Here is a 24,514-nt window from a genome sequence, read left to right as displayed (position 1 = left end):
ACGCTCAGCTGCGCGGGGGACCGAGGGACAGCGTCCTGTCACCGAGATCGAGGATGCGGTAGCGCCCGCAGTCGATCACCTCTTCGGGTGCGGCCGGCGCGGGAAGGCTCCATGCGACGCTCTGCGCATCCTCCACGAGGAACGACACCTCGTCGACGTCGAAGTCCGTCCGGTTCACGAGCCAGGCGTAGCCGTTGAGTTCGTGATCGACCTGCACGAGGCGGGCGGGATCGTCGAGATGCATCTTCGGCAGGCGGACGGTCCAGAACTGGCCCGCACCGGTGCGGCCGGACGCATTCACCCACTCGGTCACGCACGTGAGGTCGGGATCGGAACCCGCGCTCACGGAGGCGAGGCGGGGAACGCTCACGACGCCGCCGATCGCGAGCAGCATGACGACCACGGCCGCGACGAGGGACCGGACACGGACGGGCATCGGCCAGGCGCGCGGCATCGCGACCAGCGCGAGCACGGGTGCGAAGGCGAGGGGCTGCAGGTATCGGGCCGCGTGGGTGCCGAGGGCGATCGCACCGATCACCACGACAGCGGGCATGACCCATGCGATCCCCGAGACGAACGTCGTTCCGGGGTCCGCGGCGCGGATCATGCGGATGACGGCGAGCACGATGAGCGTCACCACGATCAGGCAGCCGACGAACCCGATCGACGTCGACAGGCGGTCGGTGAGAAGTGCTGCGTAGTAGTCCAGAGAGTCGGCCCACAGTCCCGGCTGCACGTATCCGGCTCCGGTGTTGGCTATCCATGCCTGAAGCGGAATGCGACCGAGGAAACCGATCGCGGTGCCCGTGAGCAGCACGACCAGGACCATCGCGGTCCGGATCCTCTGCGGCGATCGGATGATCATGACAGCGAGCAGGAGCGCGATCGGCACCGTGGCCCAGGCGGCGTAGAGCGGATTCGACAGCGTCGACACCGCTGCCGTCACCCCGAGAGCGACCAGGAGTCCGACACCGCCGCGATCGCGATCGAGCACCCGTCTCACGCACCCGACCGACAGGACGACGGCCAAGACGGTCGCGGCGTAGTACGTGGTCGTCAGCAGCAGGGATGCGAGATCGAGTGCGTTCCGGGACCCCGACACGTCGGTCATGGCGAGGACCGAGAAGAGCGCGAGTCCCCCCAGCGACCACGCGACCGGTGCCGAGCCTTCGCGCCGCCGACCTGCGGCGAGTCGGAAGGCACCGTAGAGCGCGAGAAGGTTGAGGACGGCGCTGACGGCGAGCAGTCCGTTCACCTCGAAAGGAAGCACGGTGTCGAGGACGGCGAACGCCGTGGACTCGGGGAGGAAAAGGACGCTCGACATCGCCCAGTCGAGGGGCTGCCCGGAGAGGACGGACCGGGTGAACATGGCCACGATCAGGGAGTCGGCGTCGCGGAACAACAGCTCGGAGCGCGCGGATGATGCGACCTGGGCGACGGTGATCAGCGCGACGGCCAGCGCCCCCGACCAGCCCGAAAGCTCTCGAACCCCGACCCGCCGCATGCGCCCACTCTTGCACGATCGACGAAGCGTGGACCGACGAAGGCTCTCGCGCCGGTAAACTGTATGTACACCCGCCCGCCTGTGCCGCATGGCCGACGAGCCCTGAGGGAGCCGCGTATATGCTGATGCTCCTCGCCGTGTTCCTTCTCGGGTCGCTGTTGATGCCCGTTCTGGTGCGTTGGCTCGGAGCTCAGGCCTTCGCGATCGCGGCCCTCGTTCCCGCCGCGGCCTTCGTGCATGCGCTCGTCATGACGCCGCAGGTGCTCGGCGGCCCTGTGCCGTTCGAGTCGGTCGAGTGGATCCCTCAGCTGGGGCTGAACCTTTCCATGAACATGGACGTGCTCGGCTGGGTGCTCACCCTGATCGTCACGGGCGTCGGCGCTCTCGTGCTCCTCTACTGCCGCTGGTACTTCTACGAGGACTCGGCGGGAGTCGGTCAGTTCGCCGGTGTGCTCCTGGGCTTCGCCGGCGCGATGTACGGACTCGTCCTCACCGACGATCTCGTGATCCTCGTCATGTTCTGGGAAGTCACGAGCATCCTCTCGTACCTCCTCATCGGCCACTACCGTCGCCGTGCGGCCAGCCGTCGTGCGGCGCTGCAGGCCCTGCTCGTGACGACGCTCGGCGGCCTCGTGATGTTCGTCGGCGTGGTGTTGCTCGTGGTCGACACCGGCACCTCGAGCATCCGCGAGATCCTCGTGATCGCGCCCAGCGGACCGCTCGTGGATGCCGCGATCGTGATGCTCCTGATCGGGGCCATCAGCAAGTCGGCGCTGTTCCCCTTCCACTTCTGGCTGCCCGGTGCGATGGCCGCGCCGACGCCCGTCAGTGCTTACCTCCACGCGGCCGCAATGGTGAAGGCCGGCATCTACCTCATCGCCCGCTTCGCACCGATCTTCGCCTTCAGTGCGACCTGGCGGCCTCTCGTCATCACGCTCGGCATCCTCACGATGCTGCTCGGCGGCATCCAGGCGCTGCGTGAGACGGACCTCAAGCGCATCCTCGCCTTCGGCACCGTCAGCCAGCTCGGCTTCTTCGCCGTGGTCGTCGGCTACGGCACGCAGGCGACGGCACTCGCGGGGCTCGCCCTGGTCATCGGGCACGCCCTGTTCAAGTCAGCGCTGTTCCTGATCGTCGGCGTCATCGACCGTCAGCTGTCGACCCGTGACATCAACGAGCTCTCCGGCGTCGGTCGGCAGGCCCCGGTCATGGCGACGGCGGCATTCATCTCGGTCGCATCGATGGCCGGCATCGCGCCGACCATCGGCTTCGTCGCCAAGGAGTCCACGCTCACCGCCCTCCTCGACGACGCCCAGGGGGGTTCCCCGTGGGGACTCGTCGCGCTCATCGGGATCGTTCTCGGGTCCATGCTCACTGCGGCATATGGTGTGCGATTCCTCTGGGGTGCGTTCTGGAAGAAGCGTGACGAGCAGGGGCAGCTTCCCGACACCGCCTGGCCCGACCCGCCGGTCGGCTTCCTCTCCGCGCCGATCATCCTCGCCGGCGTCACACTCGCCGCGGGTATCGGCGCCCCCGCCCTCGACACCGCTCTGCAGGGATACGCCCTCACCGCGACCCCGGGCCTGGACCATTCCGGCGACGCGGTCGAAGGCCCGGGCCACCTCGCGCTCTGGCACGGCTTCGAGCCCGCGCTGGGGATCTCGATCCTGTCGATCCTCCTCGGCATCGGTCTCTTCCTGCTCACCCGCCGGACCGGGTGGGACCGCAAGGCGCGCCTGCTGCGATTCACCGCGGCCGACGTCTACTACCTCGTCATGCGTGGCGTCGATCGCCTGTCGGTGCTCAGCACCACGCTCACGCAGCGAGGCTCGCTGCCCGTCTACGTCGGCACCATCTTCGTGGTCTTCGTCGCCGCCGAGGTCACGGCGCTGATCGCGAGCGACATCGACCGGTACAACCTGTCGGCCTGGCACACCCCCGCCCAGATCGTGGTGGCCCCCATCATGGCCATCGCCGGCATCTTCGCCGTCCGCGCCCAGAAGCGGTACACCGGGGTCGTGCTGGTCTCGGTCACCGGACTCGGCATGGTCGTGCTGTTCGCGACGAGTGGCGCCCCCGACCTCGCGCTCACGCAGATCCTGGTCGAGACGGTCACCATGGTCACGTTCGCCCTCGTGCTGCGGCGCCTTCCCGCGCGGATGGGCGAGCACAACGCCTCGGTCGGCCGCATCCCCCGCGCGCTGCTGGCGATCGGGGTCGGTGTGACGATGGCGTTCGTCGCGGTCGTCGCCACCCAGTCCCGCATCGCCGACCCCATCTCGGAGGCGTTCCCGAAGCTGGCGTACGAGATCGGCCACGGCAAGAACGTCGTCAACGTGGCACTGGTCGACCTGCGCGGCTGGGACACCATGGGCGAGCTCTCGGTGCTCGTGCTCGCCGCCACGGGGGTGGCCTCCCTCGTGTTCGTCACGCACCGCGCCGATCTGCTCGCCGCCACCAAGAACCTGCCACGCGCGACCCGCAAGGCCGCCCGCAGCCGTCCGCTCGTCGAGACCACCGAGGGCATCCGGTTCCAGACCTCCGAGAACGAGAGCAGCCCGCGGGCCTGGCTCGTCGGCGGACAGAAGATGAAGCCCGAGAACAGGTCGATCCTGCTCGAGGTCATCGTCCGCATCCTCTTCCACACGATCATCGTGGTGTCGATCTTCCTGCTGTTCTCCGGACACAACCTGCCGGGTGGCGGTTTCGCCGGCGGCCTCGTCGCTGGCATGGCCCTCGTGATGCGCTACATCGCCGGTGGTCGCTGGGAGTTGGGCGCTGCGGCCCCCACCGATGCGGGTCGACTGCTCGGCACCGGGCTCATCCTCGCCGTCGGCACCGCCGTCGTCCCCCTGTTCTTCGGCCTCGCACCCCTGACCAGCACCTTCTGGGAGTGGGAGATCCCCGGCATCGGGCACATGGAGTTCGTCACCTCGACCGTCTTCGACGTCGGCGTGTACCTCGTCGTGATCGGGCTCGTCCTCGATGTGCTGCGCAGCCTCGGTGCGGAGGTCGACCGTCAGGCCGCCCTGCGCACGACGCCCGGTCCTGAAGGATTCCTCTCCCGGGGCGGGAGGAGCGGCTGATGGATGTCTCCCTCACCCTGATCGTCATCATGGCGATCCTCTTCGCGTGCGGCGTGTACGCGATGCTGGAGCGCAGCCTGACCCGCGTGCTGATCGGCTTCCTGCTGCTGGGCAACGCCACGAACCTGCTGCTGCTGATCGTGATGGGCGTTCCCGGCAACGCGCCGTTCTTCGGCACCGAGGGGGAGATGAGCGATCCGCTCCCGCAGGCGCTCACCCTGACCGCGATCGTGATCACGTTCGCCGTCTCGGCGTTCCTCCTCGCGCTGATCTACCGCTCCTGGCAGCTGGGCCAGGCCGACACCGTCGAGGACGACGAGGCCGACATCGCGCTCCGCGAGCGCACCGACGCCGACGAAGACCTCATGGACGACGAGTCCGAGACCGGCGACGACGAGGCGACCACCGACTTCGTCGGGGTGCAGACCGCGCCGATCACGGTGCTGCACATGCGCGATCACCCCTCGATCCACGACGATGCGCCGTACGACGCCCCCACCGGCTGGGGCGACGAACCCTCCCCGCCGTCGGACGAGGGCCGTGAGCCGAGCCCGGACGAACCCCACGAACGCGACGAGAACGAGGAGGGAAGGCCATGACCGCCCTCGTCCCGCTCCTCGTCGCACTGCCTCTCCTCGGCGCCGCCATCACGCTCGTGTTCGGCCGCAACGCGCGGCTCCAGGTCGTCGTCACGGTCGCCACGCTCGCCGCGGTCTCGGTGATCGCCGCCGTGCTCCTCGTGGTGGTGGATTCCGGCGCCCCGCTCGCCGTCTCGGTCGGAGGGTGGCCGGTGCCCTTCGGCATCGTGCTCTACGTCGACCGGCTCGCGGCGCTCCTGGTGCTCATCTCCAGCATCGTCCTCCTCGCGGTGCTGCTCTTCTCCATCGGCCAGGGCGCCGCGGACGGCACCGACGAGACGCCGATCTCGATCTTCAACCCCTCGTACCTGATCCTCGCGGCCGGCATCTTCAACGCCTTCATCGCGGGCGACCTCTTCAACCTCTACGTCGGCTTCGAGATCCTGCTCGTGGCCTCGTACGTGCTGATCACGCTCGGCAGCACCGAGTCCCGCATCCGCACCGGCGCGGTCTACATCGTCGTCTCGCTGGTCTCGTCGATCCTGTTCCTCGCATCGATCGCGATGATCTACGGCGCTCTCGGCACGGTCAACATGGCACAGATCGCCGAGCGCATGTCCGAGCTCCCGCAGGAGACGCAGCTGGTGCTGCATCTGATGCTCGTGGTGGCCTTCGGCATCAAGGCCGCCATCTTCCCGGTGTCGTTCTGGCTGCCGGACTCGTACCCGACCGCCCCGGCGCCGGTCACCGCGGTGTTCGCCGGCCTGCTGACGAAGGTCGGCGTGTACGCGCTGATCCGCACCGAGACACAGCTCTTCGCCTCGAACAGCATCGACACCCTGCTGCTCATCATCGCGCTCGCGACCATGATCGTGGGCGTTCTCGGTGCGGTGGCGCAGGCCGAGCTCAAACGAATCCTGTCGTTCACACTGGTCAGCCACGTCGGTTACATGATCTTCGGCCTCGCGATAGCCACGCCCGCCGCCATCGGCGCCACGGTGTACTACATCGTCCACCACATCGTCGTGCAGACCACTCTGTTCCTCGCCGTCGGGCTCGTGGAACGTCGAGCGGGAAGCACCTCGATCCTGCGCGTCAAGGGACTGCTGAAGGTCGCGCCCCTGATCGCCATCCTCTACTTCGTGCCCGCGATCAACCTCGGTGGGCTGCCACCCTTCTCGGGGTTCATCGGCAAGTTCGCGCTCTTCGAGGCGGCGGCATCCGTCGGCACGCCGATCATGATCGTGCTGATCTTCGGCGGTATCGTCACCTCGCTGCTGACCCTGTACGCCCTGATGCGCGCCTGGAACCTCGCCTTCTGGCGCGAGGAGGAGGACTCGACCGAGACCGAGGGGCGCATCTCGTACCTCGGCAACGCGCCGGCGGCCGATGAGCAGCAGGAGCGTCGCCGCATCCCGAAGATCATGACCGTCGCGACCGGCGGCATGGTCGCCGTCACGCTGGCGCTGACGATCTTCGCCGGCCCGCTCTACGCCCTCTGCGACCGCATCGGTGCCGCGCTGCTGCAGCCCGTGAGCCTCGTGCAGCTGGAAGAGGAGGTGGGCTGATGGCACGCGACACCCGCCGTCACCTCTGGCGCGACATCCGCGTGCAGCTGCCCTTCCTCGCCTGGCTCGTCGTGCTCTGGATGCTGCTGTGGGCACAGTTCACCGTGCTGTCGTTCCTCACCGGACTCGTCGTGGCGATCTTCGTCACGCGTGTCTTCCGGCTGCCGACCGTCGCGCTCTCGGGCAGGGTCAACCTCTGGTACGCGGCGCTCTTCGTCGTGCAGTTCCTGTTCGCGGTGCTGCGGGGCGCTCTGTCCGTCACGGTGCAGGTGTTCGACTTCCGCCGTCAGCCGGGCACGGCGATCATCGCGGTGCCCCTGCGCTACGCCGACGATCTGGTGATGACGCACGTCGCCGTGGTGTCGTCGCTGATCCCGGGGTCGCTGGTCGTGGAGACCGACCGAGACCGGCGCATCCTCTACCTGCACGTCATCGGGGTGCGGAACCTCGACGACGTGGAGGCGCAGCGCGCGGGGGTGCTCCGCTGGGAGCGTCGAGTCGTGCGTGCGCTCGGCGACCCCTCGCAGTACCGTGCACTCAAGGCCGATCAGCGCGCCGGCCTGTCCGGGCCGACGAAGGGCGGTGTCCGATGAACATCCTGCTCCTGGCGATCATGGTGGTATTCGGCATCGCCGCGATCCTCGCGCTGATCCGTATCGTTCGAGGACCGTCGATCCTCGACCGTGCCGTCGCCTCCGACGTGCTCCTCACCGAGGTGATGTGCGTGCTCGGCGCCGAGATGGCCATCAACGGGCACACCCGGAACATCCCCGTGCTCCTGATCATCGCCGCGATCGGCGTGTTCGGGTCGATCGCCGTCGCCCGGTTCGTCGCGAGAAGGGACAACACGACGCCATGAACGTGTTCGGTCTCATGATCCCCGACCCCGTCATCGATGTGGCGGTGCTGGTGCTCATCCTGCTCGGAGCGCTGCTGTGCCTCTCGGCCTCCGTCGGGCTGCTGCACTTCCGCGACGTTCCGGCGCGTCTGCACGCGGCGACCAAGCCGCAGGTTCTCGGGCTGCTGCTGATCTGCATCGCCATCGCTCTGTCGCAGCGCTCCATCGGCGGCATCCTGCTCGGGTTCGTGCTGGTCGCGCCGGTCGTGCTGATGCAGTTCGCGACCGCGCCGCTGTCGGCGCACATGGTCGGGCGGCAGGCCTACCGCAACGGCACCATCGAGCAGCGCGGTCTCGTCGTGGACGAACTCGCCGAGTCGAAGCAGACCCCGCCCGCCGCCGGCTGACGCCGGATCAGGCCGTCGCGCCGGATCAGGCCGGTGGGCGCAGGATCCGCCTGATGCGGTGCGAAGGCCTGCGCTCGTGTGAAAGGGGTGGCACGGAGTCAGAGTCGCGCGGCGAACTCGTGGATCAGGCGGGCTGCGGGCTCGGAGTCGCTGATGAGCGTGCCGTGACCGTGGTCGGGGATGACTTCGAGGTCGGCGCCGGGGATCGCGTCGAGGATCTCCTGGCACCAGCTCATCGGAGCGAGCGGATCGTCCTCCCCACGCAACACGAGCACAGGGCAGTCGATGCGCACGAAGGCGTCTTCGGGCTCGTGGACGATGGTCGCGCGCATCTTGCGGATCAGGTGCGGCCCGCCGCGGAGATACTCCCTGGCTCCGCGCCAGATGACCAGAGGCCGCTCTCCGACGAGGTCGGTCAGCAGATACCGCGCCTGCGCTCCGATGTTGCGGGCGGCCTTGTTGACGGTGGGCCCCGCGAGCACCACGCCCTCGACGAGGGTCGGATGCCGTGCCGCGAGTTCGGCCGCGATCTGGCTGCCCATCGAGTGCCCGATCACGATCACCGGCCCGGAGTCCACGTGCTGCAGGTAGGCCGCGACGAGGTCGGCGTGCCGTTCCATGGTGAGGGTGCGCGTGGGCTCCGGCGCCTCCCCGAAGCCCGGAAGGTCGACGGCGATCACGCGTCCCTCCAGCCGCTGCACGATGTCGAGGTAGACGCTGCGGCCCATGCCGATGCCGTGCAGGAGCAGGTAGGTGTGCGCCCCTTCACCGAAGGTCTCCGCGATGAGCGTCGCTCCCCCGTGCTCGAACTCCAGGAGCGTGGCGGGCGTCCCCTTGGGGGCGAGGTAGCTGGATGGCACGTGTCAACGCTAGCCGAGCATCCTGGGGCGCCGCTCCGGGCGCCCCGTCTCGATCTCCTTCTCAGCCGGCCGGCGTCAGCACCAGGGTGTCGACGGCCGCAGCCTTCACGGCCTTGGTGGAGTACGCCCAGGGCTTCTGGATGCCGGCGGCCCAATCCGCCGTCTGGTCGGTGTAGTGCGCGTCGAAGGCATGACCGGAGGCGCCGGTGAGATGGTTCCAGGTCGAGGCGTCGAAGTCCGACAGGTCGACCACCATGCGCATCGACGGAACGGTGGTCGTCGCGTACGAGGTGCCGAGCTCCCATCCGGTCGCGTTCACCACGGAGGCCCCGCCGCTCACCGGGTAGGGGCCGCGGTTGAAGAGCGCTTCCACGGGAGCGATGCCCGACGAGCCGAGCGTGTCGCTCGTGAGCGTGATCGCATGAAGATCGCCCCAGTTCCAGCGCGAGACCGTGGTTCCCTGCAGTGCGGAGAGCTCGTCGTAGGCCTCCTCCGCGGAGAGCGCGAGCATCTCCTCCATCCCGTCGACATCGATCTGCTCGTTGACCCAGAGCGGATCGGACGGGTTCTCCAGCAGGTCGGCAACGACCGTGAAGAGCCGACCCTGGCCGTCGATGGGCAGAGGCTGCTCGCGTTCGGCGAAGATGTTCTGCACGAGGTTCGACCACAGCACGTTCGCGTAGGCAGCCGCCGACGAGGATGCCGCATTCTGGGCGTCCCAGGACGTCAGCAGCCCCACGGCCTCGGTCGGACCCGCGCCGGACACCTCGACGTCGCTCATGGCCGTCGCCAGCTGCTTGCCGATCCACATCTCGTTGTCCATCTGGATCTCGCGCATGTCCTGCGCGGTCAGGGGAGCGGCGGCGGCGCGACGTTCGATCAGGTGGGCGATCCGCGCCGCCCGGTAGCCGTAGTCCCAGTCGCGCGAGAGGAAGTACGCGTAGTCGTCGGTGACGATCGCGTTGTTCGCGGTGACGATGTACCCCGAGTTCGGGTTGTAGGACACGGGCAGCTCGTCGAACGGGATGAAGCCGGTCCAGTCGTAACTGCTGTCCCATCCCGGCTGCGGCATCCACCCGTCGCCGGCGCCGCGGATCGGGAGGCGCCCAGGCGTCTGATAGCCGATGTTGCCCTCAGTGTCGGCGTAGATCAGGTTCTGCGCCGGCACGTCGAAGAGAGATGCCGCGTGGCGGAAATCGTCGAAGTTCTGCGCCGTGGAGAGTGCGAAGATCGCGGTCGCGGCGGTGCCGGGATCGAGGGCCGTCCAACGGAGGCTGACGGCGTACTCGGCGTCTTCCTGCGAGCCGGGGGCGACCGGGGCGTCACCCTCCGCCGTGAGGGCGGCAGCCGGGTCGTCGGCGATCGCCGTGAAGTCATCGGTGAGCCCGGAGATGATCGGCCCGTGCACCGTCGAGCGGATGGTCAGGTCGATGTCGTCCCCACCCGCGACCTTGATGGTCTCGGAGCTCTCCTCGAGCGGCACCAGCGCTCCATCACGCCAATACTGGTCGCCTTCGACCCGCTCGATGTAGAGGTCCGTGACATCGGTGGTCAGGTTCGTGAAGCCCCAGGCGATCTTCTGGTTGTGGCCGATCACGATCCCGGGCAGCCCCGAGAACGAGAAGCCGCCGACGTCGAACGGGCACGCCTCGGTCACTTCGGAGCATTTCAGCTGCACCTGGTACCAGACCGAGGGGAGCGATGCTCCGAGGTGCGGGTCGTTCGCGAGCAGCGGCATCCCCGACTCGGTGAGCGCCCCGGAGACGACCCAGGAGTTCGAGCCGATGCCCTCGCCGACTCCGCCGACCAGGACGCTCGCCGCCTCGATGACGCTCGACGTCTCCTGCCACTCGATGGTCGTGTTCGCCTGCTGCACCTCGCCATCGGATTCGGCCGGCGAGTAGGCGGCAGGCTCGGCATCCGTGCCGAGCTCCGGAACCGTCGAGATCCGCGGCACGATCACCGGGTTCTCATCGAACGGATAGTCCGGGTAGAGCTTCGCGAGGACGTCGGCCGTGCCCGTGGCATCCGTGCCGTCGCTCAGCTCGGCCGCGAGGAGCGACCGCTCGGTCTCGTCCTCGATGTTCCCGCGGAGGTCCCAGGCCATCGCCTTGAGCCACGCCACGGAATCGGCGGGCTCCCACGGCTCCGGCACGTAGTCGGGGTTCTGCAGACCTATCACGGCGTACTCGAGCGACAGCTCCGCACCGGAGCGTGAGGCCAGGTAGGCGTTGACGCCATCGGCGTAGGCCTCGTAGTACCCGCGCGTGGTGTCGTCCATCGCCTCGACCTCGGCTTCGGCGACCGTGCGCCAGCCGAGGGTGCGCAGGAAGGCGTCGGTGGCCGCCTGTGATTCGCCGAACATCTCGGCGACGCGGCCCGAGGTGACGTGCCGGCGGAAGTCCATCTCGAAGAATCGGTCCTGCGCGTGCACGAACCCCTCGGCGTAGAACAGGTCGTCCGTCGAGTCGGCGGTGATGGTGGGGATGCCGCGGTCGTCGCGCTGCACCGTGACCTCGGCCTTCAGGCCGTCGAGCTGGACGGATCCGTCGGTCTGCGGGAACGAGCGCTGGATCGTCCAGGTGATGAAGAACGCCGCGGCCACGGCGATCACGATGATCCCGGCCACGACGAGGAAGGCGATGCGTCCGATGCGGACGCCCAACGAGGGGCGCGAAGGTGCGGCGGATTCCTGCGAATCGGTCATCATCGTCGAGAACTCTTTCGGTAGGCAGATGGAACTCAGTCCCACCGAGCCCCAGTGCGCGTTTCAGGGTCGCGCCTTCGCATCATATCCGTCCGGGCGCTCGGCGCGTTCCGTGTCATGCCGCATCTCCGCAATCGTGTTATGTTACGCGTTGCGCGCTGGTGCGATCGGGGATGTCGCGGTTCCATCGGGAGCGCGGGCGTCGGCCGTATTTTCGTGGTGGGGGACCGCTGTGGTCGGAGGAGGGTGTGATTTGGTAGGCATGGATGTCGCGTTGGAACGCAGGACGATGAGCGAGGACGTCTACCGTCGGCTGCGGGAGGCGATCGTGACCGGAGAGCTGCGGCCCGGGGAACGCCTCCGCGACTACGAGCTCGCGGAGGATCTGGGAACGTCGAAGACGCCGGTCCGGCACGCGCTGGACCGACTCGCCGAAGAGGGGCTCGTCGAGATGCAGCGCAACCGGTTCACGCGCGTCGCGCCTCTCGATCCCGATCGGATCCGCGACGCGACTGCGGTCTTCGGCGACATCTGGAAAGGCTCGGTCCGGCACGCGATGCCGGCTCTCCAGGGCGACGACGTCACCTATCTCGTCGACCTCACGGATGACATGTCCGCCGCAGTTCGGGAGTGCGACGTCGCCGCCTTCGGCGAGGCGCTGCGTGCCATCGCCGTCGGGTTCGCCCGCATCGAGGGGAACAGCATCCGGGTGTCGGCGATCGAGATCCTCGGCCCGCAGATTCGCCGGTTCACGCAGCAGGCCCGCGCTTCTTTCGATTGGGACGGGAGTGAGAAGTCTGCCGTCGACATCCGAGAAGCCATCATGCGGCGAGATGCGGTGCAGGCGCGAGCGGCGATCGTCGCGCTCTTCGACGACGTGCTCCCGGGCATCATCGATCGTGCGGAAGCGCGGGAGCGCAGAGCCGAACCGAGCGCGTAGAAGGCGCGTCGCGCCGACGACCGCGGCAGAGTCGGGCGTCGGCGCGAGCGGGCGTCAGTCGGTGCCCGAGTCGAACGCCGCGCCCTCGGACGCCGAGTCGACGGCGTCGGCCAGGGTCTCGTCGGCCTCGGAGATCGAACCGTGGACGGACTCGGTGATCTCGCTCGACTCGCCGGCGGTCACGCGGCCGACGAGTTCGCCGGTCGCCCCTCCGACGAGACCGAGGCCCGCGTACTGCTCGAGGCGGGCACGCGAGTCGGCGATGTCGAGGTTGCGCATGGTCAGCTGGCCGATCCGGTCGACCGGGCCGAAGGCGGCGTCGCCGACGCGCTCCATCGACAGCTTCTCGGGGCCGTAGGAGAGGTTCGGCGAGACGGTGTCGAGGATCGTCCAGTCGTCGCCACGGCGCAGGCGGATCGTGACGGTGCCCGAGATCGTGAGGCCGACCCAGCGCTGGATCGACTCGCGCAGCATGAGCGACTGCGGCTCGAGCCAGCGTCCCTCGTACATGAGGCGGCCGAGGCGGCGACCCTGCTCGTGGTACGTCGCGAGGGTGTCTTCGTTCAGGATGCCGTTGACGAGGCGCTCGTAGGCGATGAACAGCAGCGACATGGCCGGAGCCTCGTAGATGCCGCGGGACTTCGCCTCGATGATGCGGTTCTCGATCTGGTCGCTCATACCGAGGCCGTGGCGTCCGCCGATCGTGTTGGCTTCCATGACCAGTGCCACCGGATCGCTGTACTCGACACCGTTGATCGCGACCGGACGACCGGCCTCGAACGTGACGGTGACGTCTTCGGTCTCGATCGCGACCGACGGATCCCAGAACTTCACGCCCATGATGGGGTCGACGGTCTCGAGCGAGACGTCGAGGTGCTCGAGGGTCTTCGCTTCGTGCGTCGCGCCCCAGATGTTGGCGTCGGTCGAGTACGCCTTCTCGGCGGAGTCGCGGTACGGGAAGTCACGGGCGACGAGCCAGTCGCTCATCTCCTTGCGGCCGCCGAGCTCGGTGACGAAGTCGGCGTCGAGCCACGGCTTGTAGATGCGCAGACGCGGGTTGGCGAGCAGGCCGTAACGGTAGAACCGTTCGATGTCGTTGCCCTTGTAGGTGGAGCCGTCGCCCCAGATGTCGACGCCGTCCTCCTTCATGGCGCGCACCAGCATGGTGCCGGTGACCGCGCGACCGAGGGGCGTCGTGTTGAAGTACGTCTTGCCGCCGGAGCGGATGTGGAAGGCGCCGCAGGAGAGGGCGACGAAGCCCTCTTCGACCAGGGCGGTCTTGCAGTCGATCAGGCGCGAGGCCTCGGCGCCGTACTCCAGCGCACGACCAGGGATCGAGGCGATGTCGTCTTCGTCGTACTGACCGAGGTCGCCGGTGTACGTGTAGGGGACGGCGCCCTTCTCGCGCATCCACGCGACGGCGACGGAGGTGTCGAGTCCTCCGGAGAAGGCGATGCCGACGCGCTCGCCGACGGGCAGGGACTGGAGGACCTTGGACATGATTCCCAGTCTATCCGCGGGCGGCGTGTCGCCCCGTCTCGCCTCCTGGCGGGGGCGTCAGGCGAGTGCGAGGGGAGCTTCAGGCGAGGAGGACTTCGACACTCAGTGCGGCATAGGTGCCCATGGCGCGTCGATCGCAGGTGAGGAGCGGGACGGCTGCGTCGCGTGCGGCCAGACCGACGAGTCCGTCGTAGACCGACCCTCCGGCGATGCCGGCGTCGGCGAAAGTCGTGATCGCGGTCTTGGCCGATGCGGCGGAGAGCGGCGCGAAAGCGGGGAAGGATCGCTCGATGATCTCTCTTGCGCGATCGGGACTGACGCGCGCTCCACCGGGCATGCGCGTCAGCACGGAATAGGCCTCGATCGCCGCGTGCCCGGCGAGGCCGAGCACGCGATCCTGCGTGAGTTCGAGTACGCGTTCGTGTGCGGGGTTCCTGTCATGAACCAGCGCGATCGCGGCGCTCGTGTCGAGGAGGAGATCAGCGCTGATCGGCAAGTCGCAGCTCCCGGATGTCATCCACGGTGAGCGTCGGTCCGCCCGTGATGACGAGACGCCCGTCCTTCTCGATGAGGTTGTCGGGGGCGTCGATCTCGATGCGGATGCCGTTGCCGTCGAGGATGATGTCGACCGGACCGGGGATCAATCCGACGCGTTCGCGCAGGGCAGCGGGAATGACGATCCGTCCTGCCTTGTCCATGGTTGCCTTCATGCCATGAGAATACCATTCCAATGGTGCGGCACGCGGGCGAGGCAGGTGCTTCATATCGGTGACGGTGACGGTGACGTTCGTCAACGCGCACGCCGACTACGTCGACTGAACGACAACTTCATGGCGGGCCGGGCGCAGCGGGGAGAAGAGCACGATCTGTGCAGCCACGAGGAACACGACCACGCTCACCCCGATCGTCACGCGCTAGCCAAAGGTGGTGCCGAGGCCGCCGGCGATCACCGCGCCGATCAGGAACATGATGCGGTTGATCGTGCGGATCGACGCGTTCACGCGGCTCTGCAGGTGGTGAGGGGCGACGGCCTGGCGGTAGCCCATCTCGTTCGGATCCTCCAGACCCATGCCGAGTCCGAACAGGAACTGCCCGAGGCCGAGCGAGGTCGCCAGGACGAAAAGGGCCGCGTCCCCGTGTGAGGGAGGAGAAGCACCGCCGTCCAGGCGATCGCGGAGAGGCTCCGTCCGGCGAGGACCGCGCCCCACCCCGAAACGCCGACCGGCCGAGGGAGCGGGAAGGACACCGGTGAGTCCGCCGACGCCGCCCATGGCGAGCACCACGCCGAACAGCAGGGGGCCGAGAGACAGTCCCCTCAGCGCATAGGGAGCGAACGCTGTGAGGGCTCTGGCGTTGCCGAGGAACCAGACGTTGACCGAAGCCGCCATCGGCGCCAGTGTGCGGTGGGAGTACGTCCAGCGCAGCCCCTCCACGATGTCGCGCCCGAGATGTCGGCCATCCGTGCGTCGCTGCGTCCGTCGTGGTCATCCTATTCACCGGCGCTCCGTGGCCGGGCTTTAGCGGCGGGGAAACGAGGCGCGCGTGCGGGGCGGGATGCCGATGCGCGACCCGCCGAGGGAGGGGCGACACGTCTCCGTTTTCGCCGAGGCCGGGGCGGCAGAGACGTGACGAGGTGGGAGAGTAGGCCTCACGGAGGTACGACATGGGCGGAGCGATCCTGTGGGGCGCGGTCGCGGCGGCGCCGCTGTTCATCGGCGCGGTGCTCGCGCTGCTGAGGAAGTGGCCTCCGCGCTGGCTCGGCATCGTGCTGGGATTCGGCGCCGGTGCGCTCATGGCCTCCATCGCGTTCGAGCTCTGGGAGGAGGGGCTCGATCTCGCCGGTCCCATCCCGCTCGTGCTCGGCGTCGCGGCCGGCGCACTCAGTTATTACATCGCCGACCGCATCCTCGACGCCCGTGCCGCCAAGACGAAGCAGCAGGCCGGGGGTGGCCAGCTCGCCGTCGGCGCCCTGCTCGACGGCATCCCGGAACAGCTCGTGCTCGGCATCGGGCTGGCATCCGGAGAGCCCGTGAGCATCGCGCTCGTCGTGGCCATCCTCGTCTCGAACCTGCCGGAGTCGGTCGGTTCGGCCGCCGACCTGCTCGAGGGCGGCATGGCGAAGTCGCGGGTGCTGCTGCTGTGGGCCGGGGTCGCCGTGATCTGCGCGGCGGCGACCGTCGCCGGCTTCGGTCTCGCGAGCGTCACCGGTGATGACTTCCGCTCGGCGGCGAGCGGCTTCGCCGCGGGAGCACTGCTCGTGATGCTGGTCGACTCGATGATCCCCGAGGCGCAGTCCAAGGCGAAGGAGTCCACAGGGCTCGCGACCGTGCTGGGCTTCGCGCTCGCCGCGGGGCTCGCCCTCGCGACCTGAGTGCCCTCCATCGAACGCGTACGACCGGAGAGGCGCCGGCGACTTCGCTCCGGAGCGGTCAGACCTTTCCGCGGAACTGCTCACGCCGCACACTGCGGCCCGCGATGCTCTCCATGCGGAATGTCAGCGGAAGGATCCGTTCGCCGTCGGCCCAGGGGTGCACGCGGGCGCCGATATCGGCGGCCTGCTCTTCCGGTGCCCGCGAGAGCGCGCCGTGCATCAGCACGCTCCAGGCGGTGCTCCCGAGCGGGTCGTGATAGTCCACCTCGAACGAGACCTCGACCGGCTCCTGCGTCAGCTCGGCCAGCAGGCCGTCGGGTGCCGTGCGCAGAAGCAGGTGGTGCCCGGAGACGGCGAAGTTGACGGGGAGGATCTGCACGCGCCCGTCGTGGACGAAGCCGACGCGGCCGATCGTGGTCGTGGACAACAACTCGTAGGACTGCTGCTCGTCGAGTACTCGGATCATTCGTGCACTCCTTCCCTCTGGCGCCAGTTTAGCCAGCGCCTCACCGTCCATCGAGTGGCACCTGCGACGACGGGACCGACCTCCGCGCCGTCTGTCGGACGTGAACGGATGCCGATCCGACGTGCACCTCACTCGAAGCCGGGATAATCCTGCAGCTTCTCCTGGAACTCCGCACGATCGGCCTCGCTGAGCACGCCGCTCGCGATGACCGCCAGCTGCAGCCCTTCGAGCGGCTCTCCCGTGAGCGCGCTCTGCGCCTCGCGGGCCGCCAGGAAGCCGCCGTCGTCGTCGTTCGAGAGATCGTAGATGTTGGCGTAGAACCGCAGCGGATCCGGATAGTTCTCGGTGTAGTACTCCCAGGTGGTCTGCGTGCGAGGGTCGTCGCTGCCGTAGAGCTTCGCGATCACCGAGGGGTCGATACCCGAGACCATCGGGTCGTTGAAGGAGTAGAGGTCCCAGAGCCCGTGCTCGATAGCCACCTCGCTGATCACGGCCATGACCTCGAGCTTGCGGTCGTAGTCCTGGATGGGCTCGTTGGTCGCCCACGCGGTCGTGGTGAACTCGACGAGCATCGACTCGCCGCCGTAGCCGTTGCGCTCGGGACGCAGGTCCTCGTCGCCCACCGGGGTCCACGAGTACCCGAACTCGTCGGTGAGCCGCGCACGGATGTCGGCGAACAGGGCCTCGGACTGCGCGCGCACCTCTTCCAGTGACTGCTGGGCGAGAGTCTGCTGCGGATCCGTGCCCTTGATCCCCGGGTAGGCCTCCGCATGCTTCTGCGCGGCCGTCTTCGTGCCCTCGTAGTTGCCGGAGGCCGAGGTCTGCAGGGCGCTCATGCCCCCGACGGTGGCGACGTTGAAGAGGATCGTCACGATCAGCGCGATAGCCCCCAGTGTGCGTCCTCGCTCCGAGAACAGCGCGGCGACCACCGTCGCGACCACGACGAGCTGCACCGTGAGCATCGTGACGCCGTAGACGATGTCGGTACCGCCGGCGACCAGGGTGCCCAGCAGGGTCAGGGCGAACAGGATCGCCGTGGTGAGAGCGACCCAGCCGAGCACGTTCGCCGGCTTCTTCGGCTCGCCTCCCGGAACGACTGTCGTGACGGCCGGCGCTGCCGCCGGCGCGGCCGCATGGCGCTGTGCGCCGCGATAGCCGCCGGGCGGAGGGACGGGGGGTGCGCCCTCGGTGCCCGCGAGGTAGCGCGCCCGCTGCTTCTCGTGATCCGTCACCAGGGCTTCTCCGTTCCCGAACCGCCGGGGTCGTCACCCTGCTGCTGATCGCGTTCCTCCGTGCCCTGCTGGAGCTTGTCCTGGAGACCCTGCAGGTCGTCGTCGGAGGGCTGCTCGTCCTCACCGGGCTGCGGCTGGGGCTGCTGTTGCTGCTCCTCCTGCTGCTTCTTCTTCAGCCGGTCCTCGGTGTTCTCGAGCGAATCCGACATGTCGCGCTGAGGATCGGACGACTGCTGTTCTGCTTCTTCGCTGTGGCATTCCTGGGGTGTCTCGACCGTGATGGTCAGCGCCTCTCCGTAGAGCTGCGCCGCGGTCGCACCATCACCGTCGGCGCGCGAAGCATCGCCCATCCGCTCGACGACCAGGGCGAGGTTGATCCGCACACCGCACACCTCCAACCCCGTCGCGAGGTCGAGCGCCTCCTCGAGCTCGCCCCTGGCTGCGGGCAGCTGCTCCGCCGCGCCGAGCGCCGTGCCGACGTTGAACGGCGCCTTGTACGGCTCGAACCAGTTCAGGAACTCCTGCCCGCGTGCCGAGGCCTCCGACCCCGCGAAGTCGTCGACCACGTACGCGGTGATCGCCTGATGCGCGAAGGCGTACATGCTCAGCAGCTTGCCCACGAAGAACAGTGCGGCGAGCGTGAGCGGAAGGGTGCCGATCGCGACCCATCGCCGGATGCGGCGGCGACGGCGGTTGGAGCGCAGCAGCGCAGCGGCGGCATCGTTCGACGCGGTCACGAGGCACCTCTCTCGGGGCGGCCCCTGCGGCGTTGCCGCGGGACCCGCAGTCGCCGCAGCTGCGCGATCAGGATCGTGGCGCGGGTGAGCTCCACGCCGAGGATGGCGAGGATGATCAGCGCGGCGATCCAGCACAGCTCCGTGACGTTGCCGACCGCCCCCGAATCGGCGTAGCTGGAGGTGGTCGACGGAGCCTTCGGGAGGGCGGGAGCGGTGTCCGCCGTCCGATGCTCGTACGCGACACCGAGTTGCCCCGCGATCGTCTCGAGGTTCGTCTCGTCGATCACCGACAGCGCGTCGGCGCCCTCGTACTGGATGTAGTCGCCGCGGTCGTCTCCGAGCCCGCCGGTGGTGATGCGCATCGGCCCGCCCTCGGCGGTGCCGTAGCCGAACACCGCTCCCGAGTCGGTGTACCCCGCGCTGGAGCTGAACGACTCCGGCGCGGAGTCGACCGTCTGCTCGCCGTCGCCGAAGTAGAACACCATCCGCGCACGGTCGGGAGACGACGCGGCCGCCGAGGCGAGGGTCTCCGAGAGCAGCGGCGCCGCGATGCCGATCGAGCTTCCGCGCGACTGGTTGGTGACCTCCGGTCGCAGCACTTCGAGCGACCCCTGCAGCGCCGTGGTGTCGGTGGTCAGCGGCATCCGCAGCTGGGCCGCCGCATCCGCGGTGATGAGGGCGAAGCGCGCTCCCGGATACTCCTCGACGAGCGCCTGCACATCCTCGCGGATGCCGTCGAGACGCGGCTCGCCGTCACCCCAGTCCTCGGCCACGATGCTCGCGGTGGTGTCGACGACCAGCACGATGTCGGTGTCGGTGGCGAGGGTCTGCGTCGCGCCGCCCGGGATGCCGGGGCGCAGCAGCATCGCGAAGCAGGCGAGCACCAGCACCAGACGCATCGCCCACAGCGCGCGGTGCCCGGCGAGCGCGCGGGGGGTGGAGGGCGAGGATCCGGCCGTCTGGGGCGGTCGCACCAGCACCCAGACGGCGAGGGCGGCGACGGGCGCGCACAGCAGCGCGATCAGCAGCGGGTTGAGGACGGGTTGGAAGATCACAGCCGCACCCTCCACAGCACCACGACGAAGCAGAGGAGGCCGATCGAGAGCAGCGCGATCCACAGGTTCGGACTGTCCGTCCAGAGCACCTGCGCCTCGGCTCGCAGCTCGGACGCCTCCTGCTCCTGCACCTGGGTGACGATGTCCGACACCGTGGTCGTGTCACGCAGACCGTACGCGGCGCCGCCCGTGGCCTCGGCGGCGTCGGACAGCTCCGCGCTGACGTCGGTGTCCTTCCCCTGCACCGGGTTCAACGCGAACACGCGCACCCCCTTCGAGGCGGCGTAGGCGGCGGCCTCGTCGAGGGTCACGATCGAGGCGCCGTTGATCTCGTTGTCGGTGGCGAAGATCACCGATCGCGAGCGCTCGTCGTCCGGGTTGTCGAAGCCCATCGTGCAGGCTGCCAAGCCGTCGCCGATCAGAGAGGCGCCGTCTCCGTTGAGCGTGCCGAGCCAGTGCTCCGGGACCGCAGCGCCGTAGTCGAAGCTCTCGATCATGCTCTGCAGGTGCTTCTCGACGAAGTCGTAGTCGTCGGTCAGGGGGAAGATCTGCACCGGGGAGCTGTTGAAGATCGTCAGACCGATCCGCTCGCCCTCGAAGCTCTCGAGCAGTTCGTCGAAGACGGTCAGCACCTCGACGTCGACCTCGGTCATCGACCCGGAGACGTCGAGGCACAGCATGATGTCGCGACTGGTGTTCACGGGCTGGATGGTCTGCACCGACATCGGGCGCGCCGCCACGACACCGGCGACGAGGGCGGTGAGCGCCCCCAGGGCGAGGATGCCGGAGAGGGCGACCGCGCGCCGTGCCAGGGCACGCCGGAAGGTCGGGAGCGTGCGCAGACGTTCGGCGCGGGCGATGCGCGCCGTCTCGCCACCGCGGGAGCGGCCACGTCGCCGGAGTCCGACGACGAGCCCGATCGTGAGGGCGGCCAGCACGACGGCGCCGGCGACGCCCAGCATCCAGACGTTCGCTAGTGCCATGAGCGCACCACCGCCCTGGCGGCCTCGGCGCCGGCGACGGGGTCGATCGGGGGTCCCTGCCGGAAGATGCTCGGGTAGTAGTGCCTGCCCATCGCGTCGATCAGGGCGGGGTGGACGCCCCGGGCGACGAGGTCGTCGAGTGCGAGCACCGGGGCCTCCAGGCCGCTGTACTCGTTCACGAAGGTGCGGACGACGCGGCTCAGCTCGAGATTGGCCTGCCGCGCGGAGAGTCGCCGCTCACGGTAGTCGGTCTCGATCTGCTGGATGCGCGCCATGTATTCCGTGCGCAGCTGCGACAGGACATCGACGATCAGCGGGGGATACCCGCCGGTCTCGGCGACCGATATCGTGCGTCGCGGACGGGTGAGCACGATCAGCAGCCAGGCGCCCACGACCAGCAGGGCCAGGATGCCGATCGCGAGCAGCATCCAGCCCCAGCCGTACTGGGCCGGCGGGTAGAGCTCGTCAGAGCCGGGCATTCGACCTCCGGTTCAGCAGCTGCAGCAGCTGCGCGACGGCGTCGTCCTGCCCGCTCAATGCGGAGTGACTGATCTCCATGCGGGTGAGCATCTCGGCGAGGCGGGCGGCGTCGGCTTCGCGCTGAGCGGTCAGCTCCTGCACGATGCTGCGGTCGCCCTGCACGAAGGCCGGCACCTGCCAGCGGCTGTCCACGTCGCTGCGGATGCGTCCGGTCGCGTGATCCAGCACGGGTTCCGCGTCTCGCAGGGTGAGCCACAGCACATCGTGCTGCACGCGCAGACGGCGCAGCATCCGCTCGGTCTCGTCCGTGACGGGGGCCTCGTCGGTGATCACCACCACGATCATGCGGCGGGCGATCGTGCGTGTGACGAACGACAGGAGCGCGTCGCGGTCGCTCGGTGCGGTGCTCTCGTCGATGGCCCGGTCGATCGTGCGCAGCGCGTGCTCCAGCGCACCTTCGCTGCGGCCGGGCGCCAGGCGCCGCACCTTCGACGCGTCGCCGTAGACCGTGGTGAAGTCGTCGCCGTGTCGCAGGGCCAGCACGCCGAGCACCCCGGTGGCGAGGATCGCCAGGTCCTTCTTGGCCCGCTCGTCCTCTGCGAGTGCCGACATCGAACGGCCGGTGTCGACCACGAACAGCACGGTGTGCATCCGCGTCGCACGATGCCGTTTGACGAGCGGCGTGCCCAGGCGTGCGGTCGCCCGCCAGTCGATGTCGCGCACCTGATCGCCGTATTCGTACTTGCGCAGGTCTTCGAAGTCGAGGCTCCGCCCGTGCAGCAGCGACGCGTAGGCGCCGTCGAGCGCGTGCAGCGACTTGCGCGTCGAGTGGATGAAGAGCTTGCTCTTCACCTGCGTGATCAGGCTGGCCATCGAAAGGTCAGGGCGTCGGGACCGACGCGAAGATCTGGTCGATGATCTCCTCGCTGCGCACGCCCTCGGCGTCGGCTTCGAAGGTGAGGAGCACGCGGTGGCGCAGCACGAGGTGCCGCAGCTCGCGGATGTCTTCCGGCAGCACGTGCGAGCGACCCTTGAGAAGGGCCAGCGCCCGCGATGCCTGCAGGAAGGCGATGCTCGCACGAGGGCTCGCGCCGTACTTGATGAAGCGCGCGCGCTCCTCGCCGATGTACGGCGCCGGGTTCCTGGTGACGTAGGCGATCGAGACGATGTAGTTGCGGATCGCGGGGTCGACGTAGATGCGGCTCGCGACATCCTGCAGCAGGTGCACGTCGTCGAGGCTGACGGCGCTCGCCACATGCCGATCGGGGTCGAGCACGCCGGAATCGATGCGGCTGAGCACCTCGAGCTCCTCGGCGGGGCTCGGGTACTCGACGATCTCCTTGAGCAGGAAGCGATCCATCTGCGCCTCGGGCAGTTCGTACGTGCCCTCCTGCTCGATGGGGTTCTGCGTCGCGATCACGAGGAACGGCTTCGGCAGGTGATGGATCTCTCCGCCGATGGTCGTCTGGTGCTCCTGCATCGCCTCGAGCATGGCGCTCTGGGTCTTCGCGCTGGAGCGGTTGATCTCGTCGAGCAGCACGAAGTTCGCGTGCACAGGGCCCAGCACCGTGCGGAACGAGCCCGTCGCGGCGTCGTAGATCTGGTTGCCCGTGATGTCGCTCGGCAGCAGGTCGGGCGTGCACTGGATGCGCTTGAACTGCGCCTTCACGGTGTCGGCGAGGGTGCTGGCCGCGGTGGTCTTCGCCAGGCCAGGGACGCTCTCGAGCAGAATGTGGCCGCCGGCGATGAGCGAGACGAGCAGACTCGTGCGCAGCCGGTCCTGGCCGACCATCTTCGCCGAGTACGAGGCGGAGATGATCCGCAGCACCTCTGTGGCCCTGGCCATCTCGGCAGCGGTCGGCGCGGTGTTCGCGGGAGCGGCGGCTGCCGGTGCAGGGGCCTGCGCGGGAGCGGGCGGAGGCGGTGGCGCCACCGGCTGCGGGGATGCGGCGTTCAGATCGTGCATGCTCTCTCCTCCTGAGGAGCACGGCGCTTCTCCCCCCAGCCAGGGTAGTCGTCGTATCGGGGAGGACGCTCCGCCAGAATTGCCGTGAACCTGATCGAAGGAATCGAGCAATACGGATGTGAGCCCCGACAACGAGGTGAGTGAACGCTCGATCCGCGAACCGGCGGTGTTCGAGTCGCTCTACAGCCGTCATGCGACCTCCGTTCATCATCCACCCCGAAACGGGGCAGTACATCGGCGAACGACGCGTATCCCTCGACGGATACGCCGGCTTGCCCGCGGGGACAGCCGGGACGCGGCAACCACTGGCTGCGGCTGGTCTGAAGCGCGTCGTCTACGAGCAACGATCAGCGCCGAGGGGCGGGTCGAAACACGTCGATCACGGGGTGTGCGACGGCGAACGGCACGGCCGTGGCTGTCACGGGATCGAAGAGACGCGCGGGCGCGCGACCGGAGGCGAGCTCTTGCCGGGCGGCGGGGTCTGTGGCGTACAGTCGCAGGGCCAGCCAGATCAGAGTTCCGTCGATCCCGAGCGACAACGGCTCGACGTCGAAGGACTTCTTACGTCGGAAGAAGGGGTGTCGCCAGACCGACTCGAATGACGTCGCGGTCGGCGCGGCGTGCACGCGAAGCACCATCATCCCCGCAGCACCCTCGGTGAACTCGATCGCCTCGATGTCGTGCCACTGCACCGCGGCGTCGGAGAGGAACGAGGCAGAGCCGAGACCGTTCGGATGCAGGATGAGTCTGCGAGGGTGCGCTGCAGCGATCCCCGTACTCACCGTCGCGATAACGCAAAGAGCGGCGGCCGTGCCCCAGGTGATCGACCATCCGCCGCTCGTCGTCACCGCGGCGATCACACAGAACGCCGCAGCGGTGCCCACGGCAGCGAGCAGCGCAAGGGTGTGGCCTCGGCGACCGGGGATGAGGATGCCGTGCGGGAGAGTGTCTCGCGCGGCGCTGATCTGGGCCGGTCCTGTGCGCCGCGCTCTCGTCGTCACGAACTGGAACACGACAAACGCCCAGCACACGATCGGGATCGAGACGAGGATCGGCACCATCGACGCCAGGCTGGATGCGAGGGGACGTTCGAGAACAGCGCCCCACAGCAACGCGGAGACCGCCACAGTGAGAGCCGCACTCAGCCACAGGGCCACGGCGGCGCCTCGCCTACCGAGGAGCGCCTCCAGGCGCGTGGTCGGCATCGGGCGCGGAGCCCTCATCGCGTCATCCGAA

Annotated in this window: 24 protein-coding genes; 8 read left to right on the top strand and 16 right to left on the bottom strand. The window is 68.6% G+C overall.

Annotated features, from left to right (window positions below; genetic code table 11):
- Window positions 1-4: 4 nt before the first annotated feature.
- Entirely contained in the window at window positions 5-1,504 is a 1,500-nt protein-coding gene (locus CQ042_RS02850) for a hypothetical protein (protein WP_105668725.1), read from the bottom strand.
- A 119-nt stretch (window positions 1,505-1,623) separates the two neighbouring features.
- On the opposite strand from CQ042_RS02850, the gene CQ042_RS02845 reads away from it, so the two are divergent.
- The 6 genes from CQ042_RS02845 to mnhG are packed head-to-tail and all read left to right on the top strand — an operon-like array spanning window position 1,624 to window position 7,981.
- Window positions 1,624-4,590 (top strand): Na+/H+ antiporter subunit A, encoded by a 2,967-nt coding sequence (locus CQ042_RS02845; protein WP_105668724.1) that lies wholly within the window; start codon window positions 1,624-1,626, stop codon window positions 4,588-4,590.
- Window positions 4,590-5,189, top strand: coding sequence for a Na(+)/H(+) antiporter subunit C (locus tag CQ042_RS02840; protein ID WP_105668723.1), 600 nt, complete (start codon window positions 4,590-4,592; stop codon window positions 5,187-5,189). The genes CQ042_RS02845 and CQ042_RS02840 overlap by 1 nt, the downstream gene beginning before the upstream one ends.
- Window positions 5,186-6,736, top strand: a complete 1,551-nt coding sequence (locus tag CQ042_RS02835) for a Na+/H+ antiporter subunit D (protein ID WP_105668722.1) — start codon at window positions 5,186-5,188, stop codon at window positions 6,734-6,736. Before CQ042_RS02840 ends, CQ042_RS02835 begins: the two co-directional genes overlap by 4 nt.
- Complete coding sequence (locus CQ042_RS02830; RefSeq protein WP_105668721.1) at window positions 6,736-7,329, top strand: Na+/H+ antiporter subunit E; 594 nt, start codon at window positions 6,736-6,738, stop codon at window positions 7,327-7,329. Before CQ042_RS02835 ends, CQ042_RS02830 begins: the two co-directional genes overlap by 1 nt.
- Entirely contained in the window at window positions 7,326-7,595 is a 270-nt protein-coding gene (locus CQ042_RS02825; protein WP_105668720.1) for a monovalent cation/H+ antiporter complex subunit F, read from the top strand. The genes CQ042_RS02830 and CQ042_RS02825 overlap by 4 nt, the downstream gene beginning before the upstream one ends.
- The gene (gene mnhG / locus CQ042_RS02820) at window positions 7,592-7,981 is read left to right on the top strand and encodes a monovalent cation/H(+) antiporter subunit G (RefSeq protein WP_105668719.1); all 390 of its coding nucleotides are present in this window, start codon (window positions 7,592-7,594) and stop codon (window positions 7,979-7,981) included. Before CQ042_RS02825 ends, mnhG begins: the two co-directional genes overlap by 4 nt.
- Window positions 7,982-8,079: 98 nt before the next feature.
- On the opposite strand, the gene CQ042_RS02815 is transcribed toward mnhG, so the two are convergent.
- Entirely contained in the window at window positions 8,080-8,841 is a 762-nt protein-coding gene (locus CQ042_RS02815) for an alpha/beta fold hydrolase (RefSeq protein WP_105668718.1), read from the bottom strand.
- 61 nt (window positions 8,842-8,902) lie between these two features.
- Window positions 8,903-11,548: a penicillin acylase family protein gene (locus CQ042_RS02810; RefSeq protein ID WP_374954459.1), complete on the bottom strand. Its 2,646-nt coding sequence runs from the start codon at window positions 11,546-11,548 to the stop codon at window positions 8,903-8,905.
- 289 nt (window positions 11,549-11,837) lie between these two features.
- Here CQ042_RS02810 and CQ042_RS02805 point away from each other — a divergent pair, with 289 nt between their 5' ends.
- Window positions 11,838-12,488 carry a GntR family transcriptional regulator gene (locus CQ042_RS02805; RefSeq protein WP_105669234.1) on the top strand — a complete coding sequence of 217 codons (651 nt, stop codon included), beginning with the start codon at window positions 11,838-11,840 and terminating at the stop codon, window positions 12,486-12,488.
- 54 nt (window positions 12,489-12,542) lie between these two features.
- Here the strand turns inward: CQ042_RS02805 and argG are convergent, their stop codons facing one another.
- The 4 genes from argG to CQ042_RS02785 all read right to left on the bottom strand — a co-directional run bounded on the left by argG (window position 12,543) and on the right by CQ042_RS02785 (window position 15,376).
- Window positions 12,543-13,988 carry an argininosuccinate synthase gene (gene argG / locus CQ042_RS02800; RefSeq protein ID WP_105668717.1) on the bottom strand — a complete coding sequence of 482 codons (1,446 nt, stop codon included), beginning with the start codon at window positions 13,986-13,988 and terminating at the stop codon, window positions 12,543-12,545.
- Between the two features lie 79 nt (window positions 13,989-14,067).
- Window positions 14,068-14,484, bottom strand: a complete 417-nt coding sequence (locus CQ042_RS02795; RefSeq protein WP_105668716.1) for a PIN domain-containing protein — start codon at window positions 14,482-14,484, stop codon at window positions 14,068-14,070.
- Complete coding sequence (locus CQ042_RS02790) at window positions 14,468-14,698, bottom strand: AbrB/MazE/SpoVT family DNA-binding domain-containing protein (RefSeq protein WP_258131981.1); 231 nt, start codon at window positions 14,696-14,698, stop codon at window positions 14,468-14,470. The genes CQ042_RS02795 and CQ042_RS02790 overlap by 17 nt, the downstream gene beginning before the upstream one ends.
- A gap of 204 nt (window positions 14,699-14,902) precedes the next feature.
- Window positions 14,903-15,376 carry an MFS transporter gene (locus CQ042_RS02785; protein ID WP_146115331.1) on the bottom strand — a complete coding sequence of 158 codons (474 nt, stop codon included), beginning with the start codon at window positions 15,374-15,376 and terminating at the stop codon, window positions 14,903-14,905.
- 275 nt (window positions 15,377-15,651) lie between these two features.
- On the opposite strand from CQ042_RS02785, the gene CQ042_RS02780 reads away from it, so the two are divergent.
- Window positions 15,652-16,359: a ZIP family metal transporter gene (locus CQ042_RS02780; protein ID WP_105668714.1), complete on the top strand. Its 708-nt coding sequence runs from the start codon at window positions 15,652-15,654 to the stop codon at window positions 16,357-16,359.
- Window positions 16,360-16,417: 58 nt separating this feature from the next.
- On the opposite strand, the gene CQ042_RS02775 is transcribed toward CQ042_RS02780, so the two are convergent.
- The 9 genes from CQ042_RS02775 to CQ042_RS20365 form a co-directional block, all read right to left on the bottom strand.
- Window positions 16,418-16,825: a pyridoxamine 5'-phosphate oxidase family protein gene (locus CQ042_RS02775; protein WP_105668713.1), complete on the bottom strand. Its 408-nt coding sequence runs from the start codon at window positions 16,823-16,825 to the stop codon at window positions 16,418-16,420.
- A 128-nt stretch (window positions 16,826-16,953) separates the two neighbouring features.
- Window positions 16,954-18,057: a hypothetical protein gene (locus CQ042_RS02770; protein WP_258131980.1), complete on the bottom strand. Its 1,104-nt coding sequence runs from the start codon at window positions 18,055-18,057 to the stop codon at window positions 16,954-16,956.
- The gene (locus CQ042_RS02765; RefSeq protein ID WP_105668711.1) at window positions 18,054-18,794 is read right to left on the bottom strand and encodes a hypothetical protein; all 741 of its coding nucleotides are present in this window, start codon (window positions 18,792-18,794) and stop codon (window positions 18,054-18,056) included. Before CQ042_RS02765 ends, CQ042_RS02770 begins: the two co-directional genes overlap by 4 nt.
- On the bottom strand, window positions 18,791-19,849 hold the full coding sequence (locus CQ042_RS02760; RefSeq protein WP_105669230.1) for a VWA domain-containing protein: 1,059 nt from the start codon (window positions 19,847-19,849) through the stop codon (window positions 18,791-18,793). The genes CQ042_RS02765 and CQ042_RS02760 overlap by 4 nt, the downstream gene beginning before the upstream one ends.
- Window positions 19,846-20,832, bottom strand: a complete 987-nt coding sequence (locus CQ042_RS02755; protein ID WP_258131979.1) for a VWA domain-containing protein — start codon at window positions 20,830-20,832, stop codon at window positions 19,846-19,848. Before CQ042_RS02755 ends, CQ042_RS02760 begins: the two co-directional genes overlap by 4 nt.
- Window positions 20,823-21,311 (bottom strand): hypothetical protein, encoded by a 489-nt coding sequence (locus tag CQ042_RS02750; RefSeq protein WP_105668709.1) that lies wholly within the window; start codon window positions 21,309-21,311, stop codon window positions 20,823-20,825. Before CQ042_RS02750 ends, CQ042_RS02755 begins: the two co-directional genes overlap by 10 nt.
- On the bottom strand, window positions 21,298-22,185 hold the full coding sequence (locus CQ042_RS02745; RefSeq protein ID WP_105668708.1) for a DUF58 domain-containing protein: 888 nt from the start codon (window positions 22,183-22,185) through the stop codon (window positions 21,298-21,300). The genes CQ042_RS02750 and CQ042_RS02745 overlap by 14 nt, the downstream gene beginning before the upstream one ends.
- A 7-nt stretch (window positions 22,186-22,192) precedes the next feature.
- A complete protein-coding gene (locus CQ042_RS02740; RefSeq protein WP_105669228.1) occupies window positions 22,193-23,158 on the bottom strand; it encodes a MoxR family ATPase in 966 nt (321 codons plus the stop codon).
- 467 nt (window positions 23,159-23,625) lie between these two features.
- On the bottom strand, window positions 23,626-24,501 hold the full coding sequence (locus CQ042_RS20365; RefSeq protein ID WP_181157418.1) for a hypothetical protein: 876 nt from the start codon (window positions 24,499-24,501) through the stop codon (window positions 23,626-23,628).
- Window positions 24,502-24,514 lie beyond the last annotated feature (13 nt).

This window comes from Microbacterium sp. MYb62 (assembly GCF_002979475.1).
Lineage (GTDB): Bacteria > Actinomycetota > Actinomycetes > Actinomycetales > Microbacteriaceae > Microbacterium.
The sequence above is the reverse complement of the archived record's forward strand: the minus strand, read 5'-3'. Positions and strand labels throughout refer to the sequence as shown.

Bases quoted from the DNA above. Each gene is read 5' to 3' on its own strand.
- CQ042_RS02745 (WP_105668708.1), bottom strand. From the start codon at position 22,185: ATGGCCAGCCTGATCACGCAGGTGAAGAGCAAGCTCTTCATCCACTCG.
- CQ042_RS02835 (WP_105668722.1), top strand. From the start codon at position 5,186: ATGACCGCCCTCGTCCCGCTCCTCGTCGCACTGCCTCTCCTCGGCGCC.
- CQ042_RS02830 (WP_105668721.1), top strand. From the start codon at position 6,736: ATGGCACGCGACACCCGCCGTCACCTCTGGCGCGACATCCGCGTGCAG.
- CQ042_RS02755 (WP_258131979.1), bottom strand. From the start codon at position 20,832: ATGGCACTAGCGAACGTCTGGATGCTGGGCGTCGCCGGCGCCGTCGTG.
- CQ042_RS02775 (WP_105668713.1), bottom strand. From the start codon at position 16,825: ATGATCCGAGTACTCGACGAGCAGCAGTCCTACGAGTTGTTGTCCACG.
- mnhG (WP_105668719.1), top strand. From the start codon at position 7,592: ATGAACGTGTTCGGTCTCATGATCCCCGACCCCGTCATCGATGTGGCG.
- CQ042_RS02785 (WP_146115331.1), bottom strand. From the start codon at position 15,376: ATGGCGGCTTCGGTCAACGTCTGGTTCCTCGGCAACGCCAGAGCCCTC.
- CQ042_RS02810 (WP_374954459.1), bottom strand. From the start codon at position 11,548: ATGACCGATTCGCAGGAATCCGCCGCACCTTCGCGCCCCTCGTTGGGC.
- CQ042_RS02805 (WP_105669234.1), top strand. From the start codon at position 11,838: ATGAGCGAGGACGTCTACCGTCGGCTGCGGGAGGCGATCGTGACCGGA.
- CQ042_RS20365 (WP_181157418.1), bottom strand. From the start codon at position 24,501: ATGAGGGCTCCGCGCCCGATGCCGACCACGCGCCTGGAGGCGCTCCTC.
- argG (WP_105668717.1), bottom strand. From the start codon at position 13,988: ATGTCCAAGGTCCTCCAGTCCCTGCCCGTCGGCGAGCGCGTCGGCATC.
- CQ042_RS02840 (WP_105668723.1), top strand. From the start codon at position 4,590: ATGGATGTCTCCCTCACCCTGATCGTCATCATGGCGATCCTCTTCGCG.
- CQ042_RS02850 (WP_105668725.1), bottom strand. From the start codon at position 1,504: ATGCGGCGGGTCGGGGTTCGAGAGCTTTCGGGCTGGTCGGGGGCGCTG.
- CQ042_RS02790 (WP_258131981.1), bottom strand. From the start codon at position 14,698: ATGAAGGCAACCATGGACAAGGCAGGACGGATCGTCATTCCCGCTGCC.
- CQ042_RS02825 (WP_105668720.1), top strand. From the start codon at position 7,326: ATGAACATCCTGCTCCTGGCGATCATGGTGGTATTCGGCATCGCCGCG.
- CQ042_RS02780 (WP_105668714.1), top strand. From the start codon at position 15,652: ATGGGCGGAGCGATCCTGTGGGGCGCGGTCGCGGCGGCGCCGCTGTTC.
- CQ042_RS02845 (WP_105668724.1), top strand. From the start codon at position 1,624: ATGCTGATGCTCCTCGCCGTGTTCCTTCTCGGGTCGCTGTTGATGCCC.
- CQ042_RS02740 (WP_105669228.1), bottom strand. From the start codon at position 23,158: ATGGCCAGGGCCACAGAGGTGCTGCGGATCATCTCCGCCTCGTACTCG.
- CQ042_RS02750 (WP_105668709.1), bottom strand. From the start codon at position 21,311: ATGCCCGGCTCTGACGAGCTCTACCCGCCGGCCCAGTACGGCTGGGGC.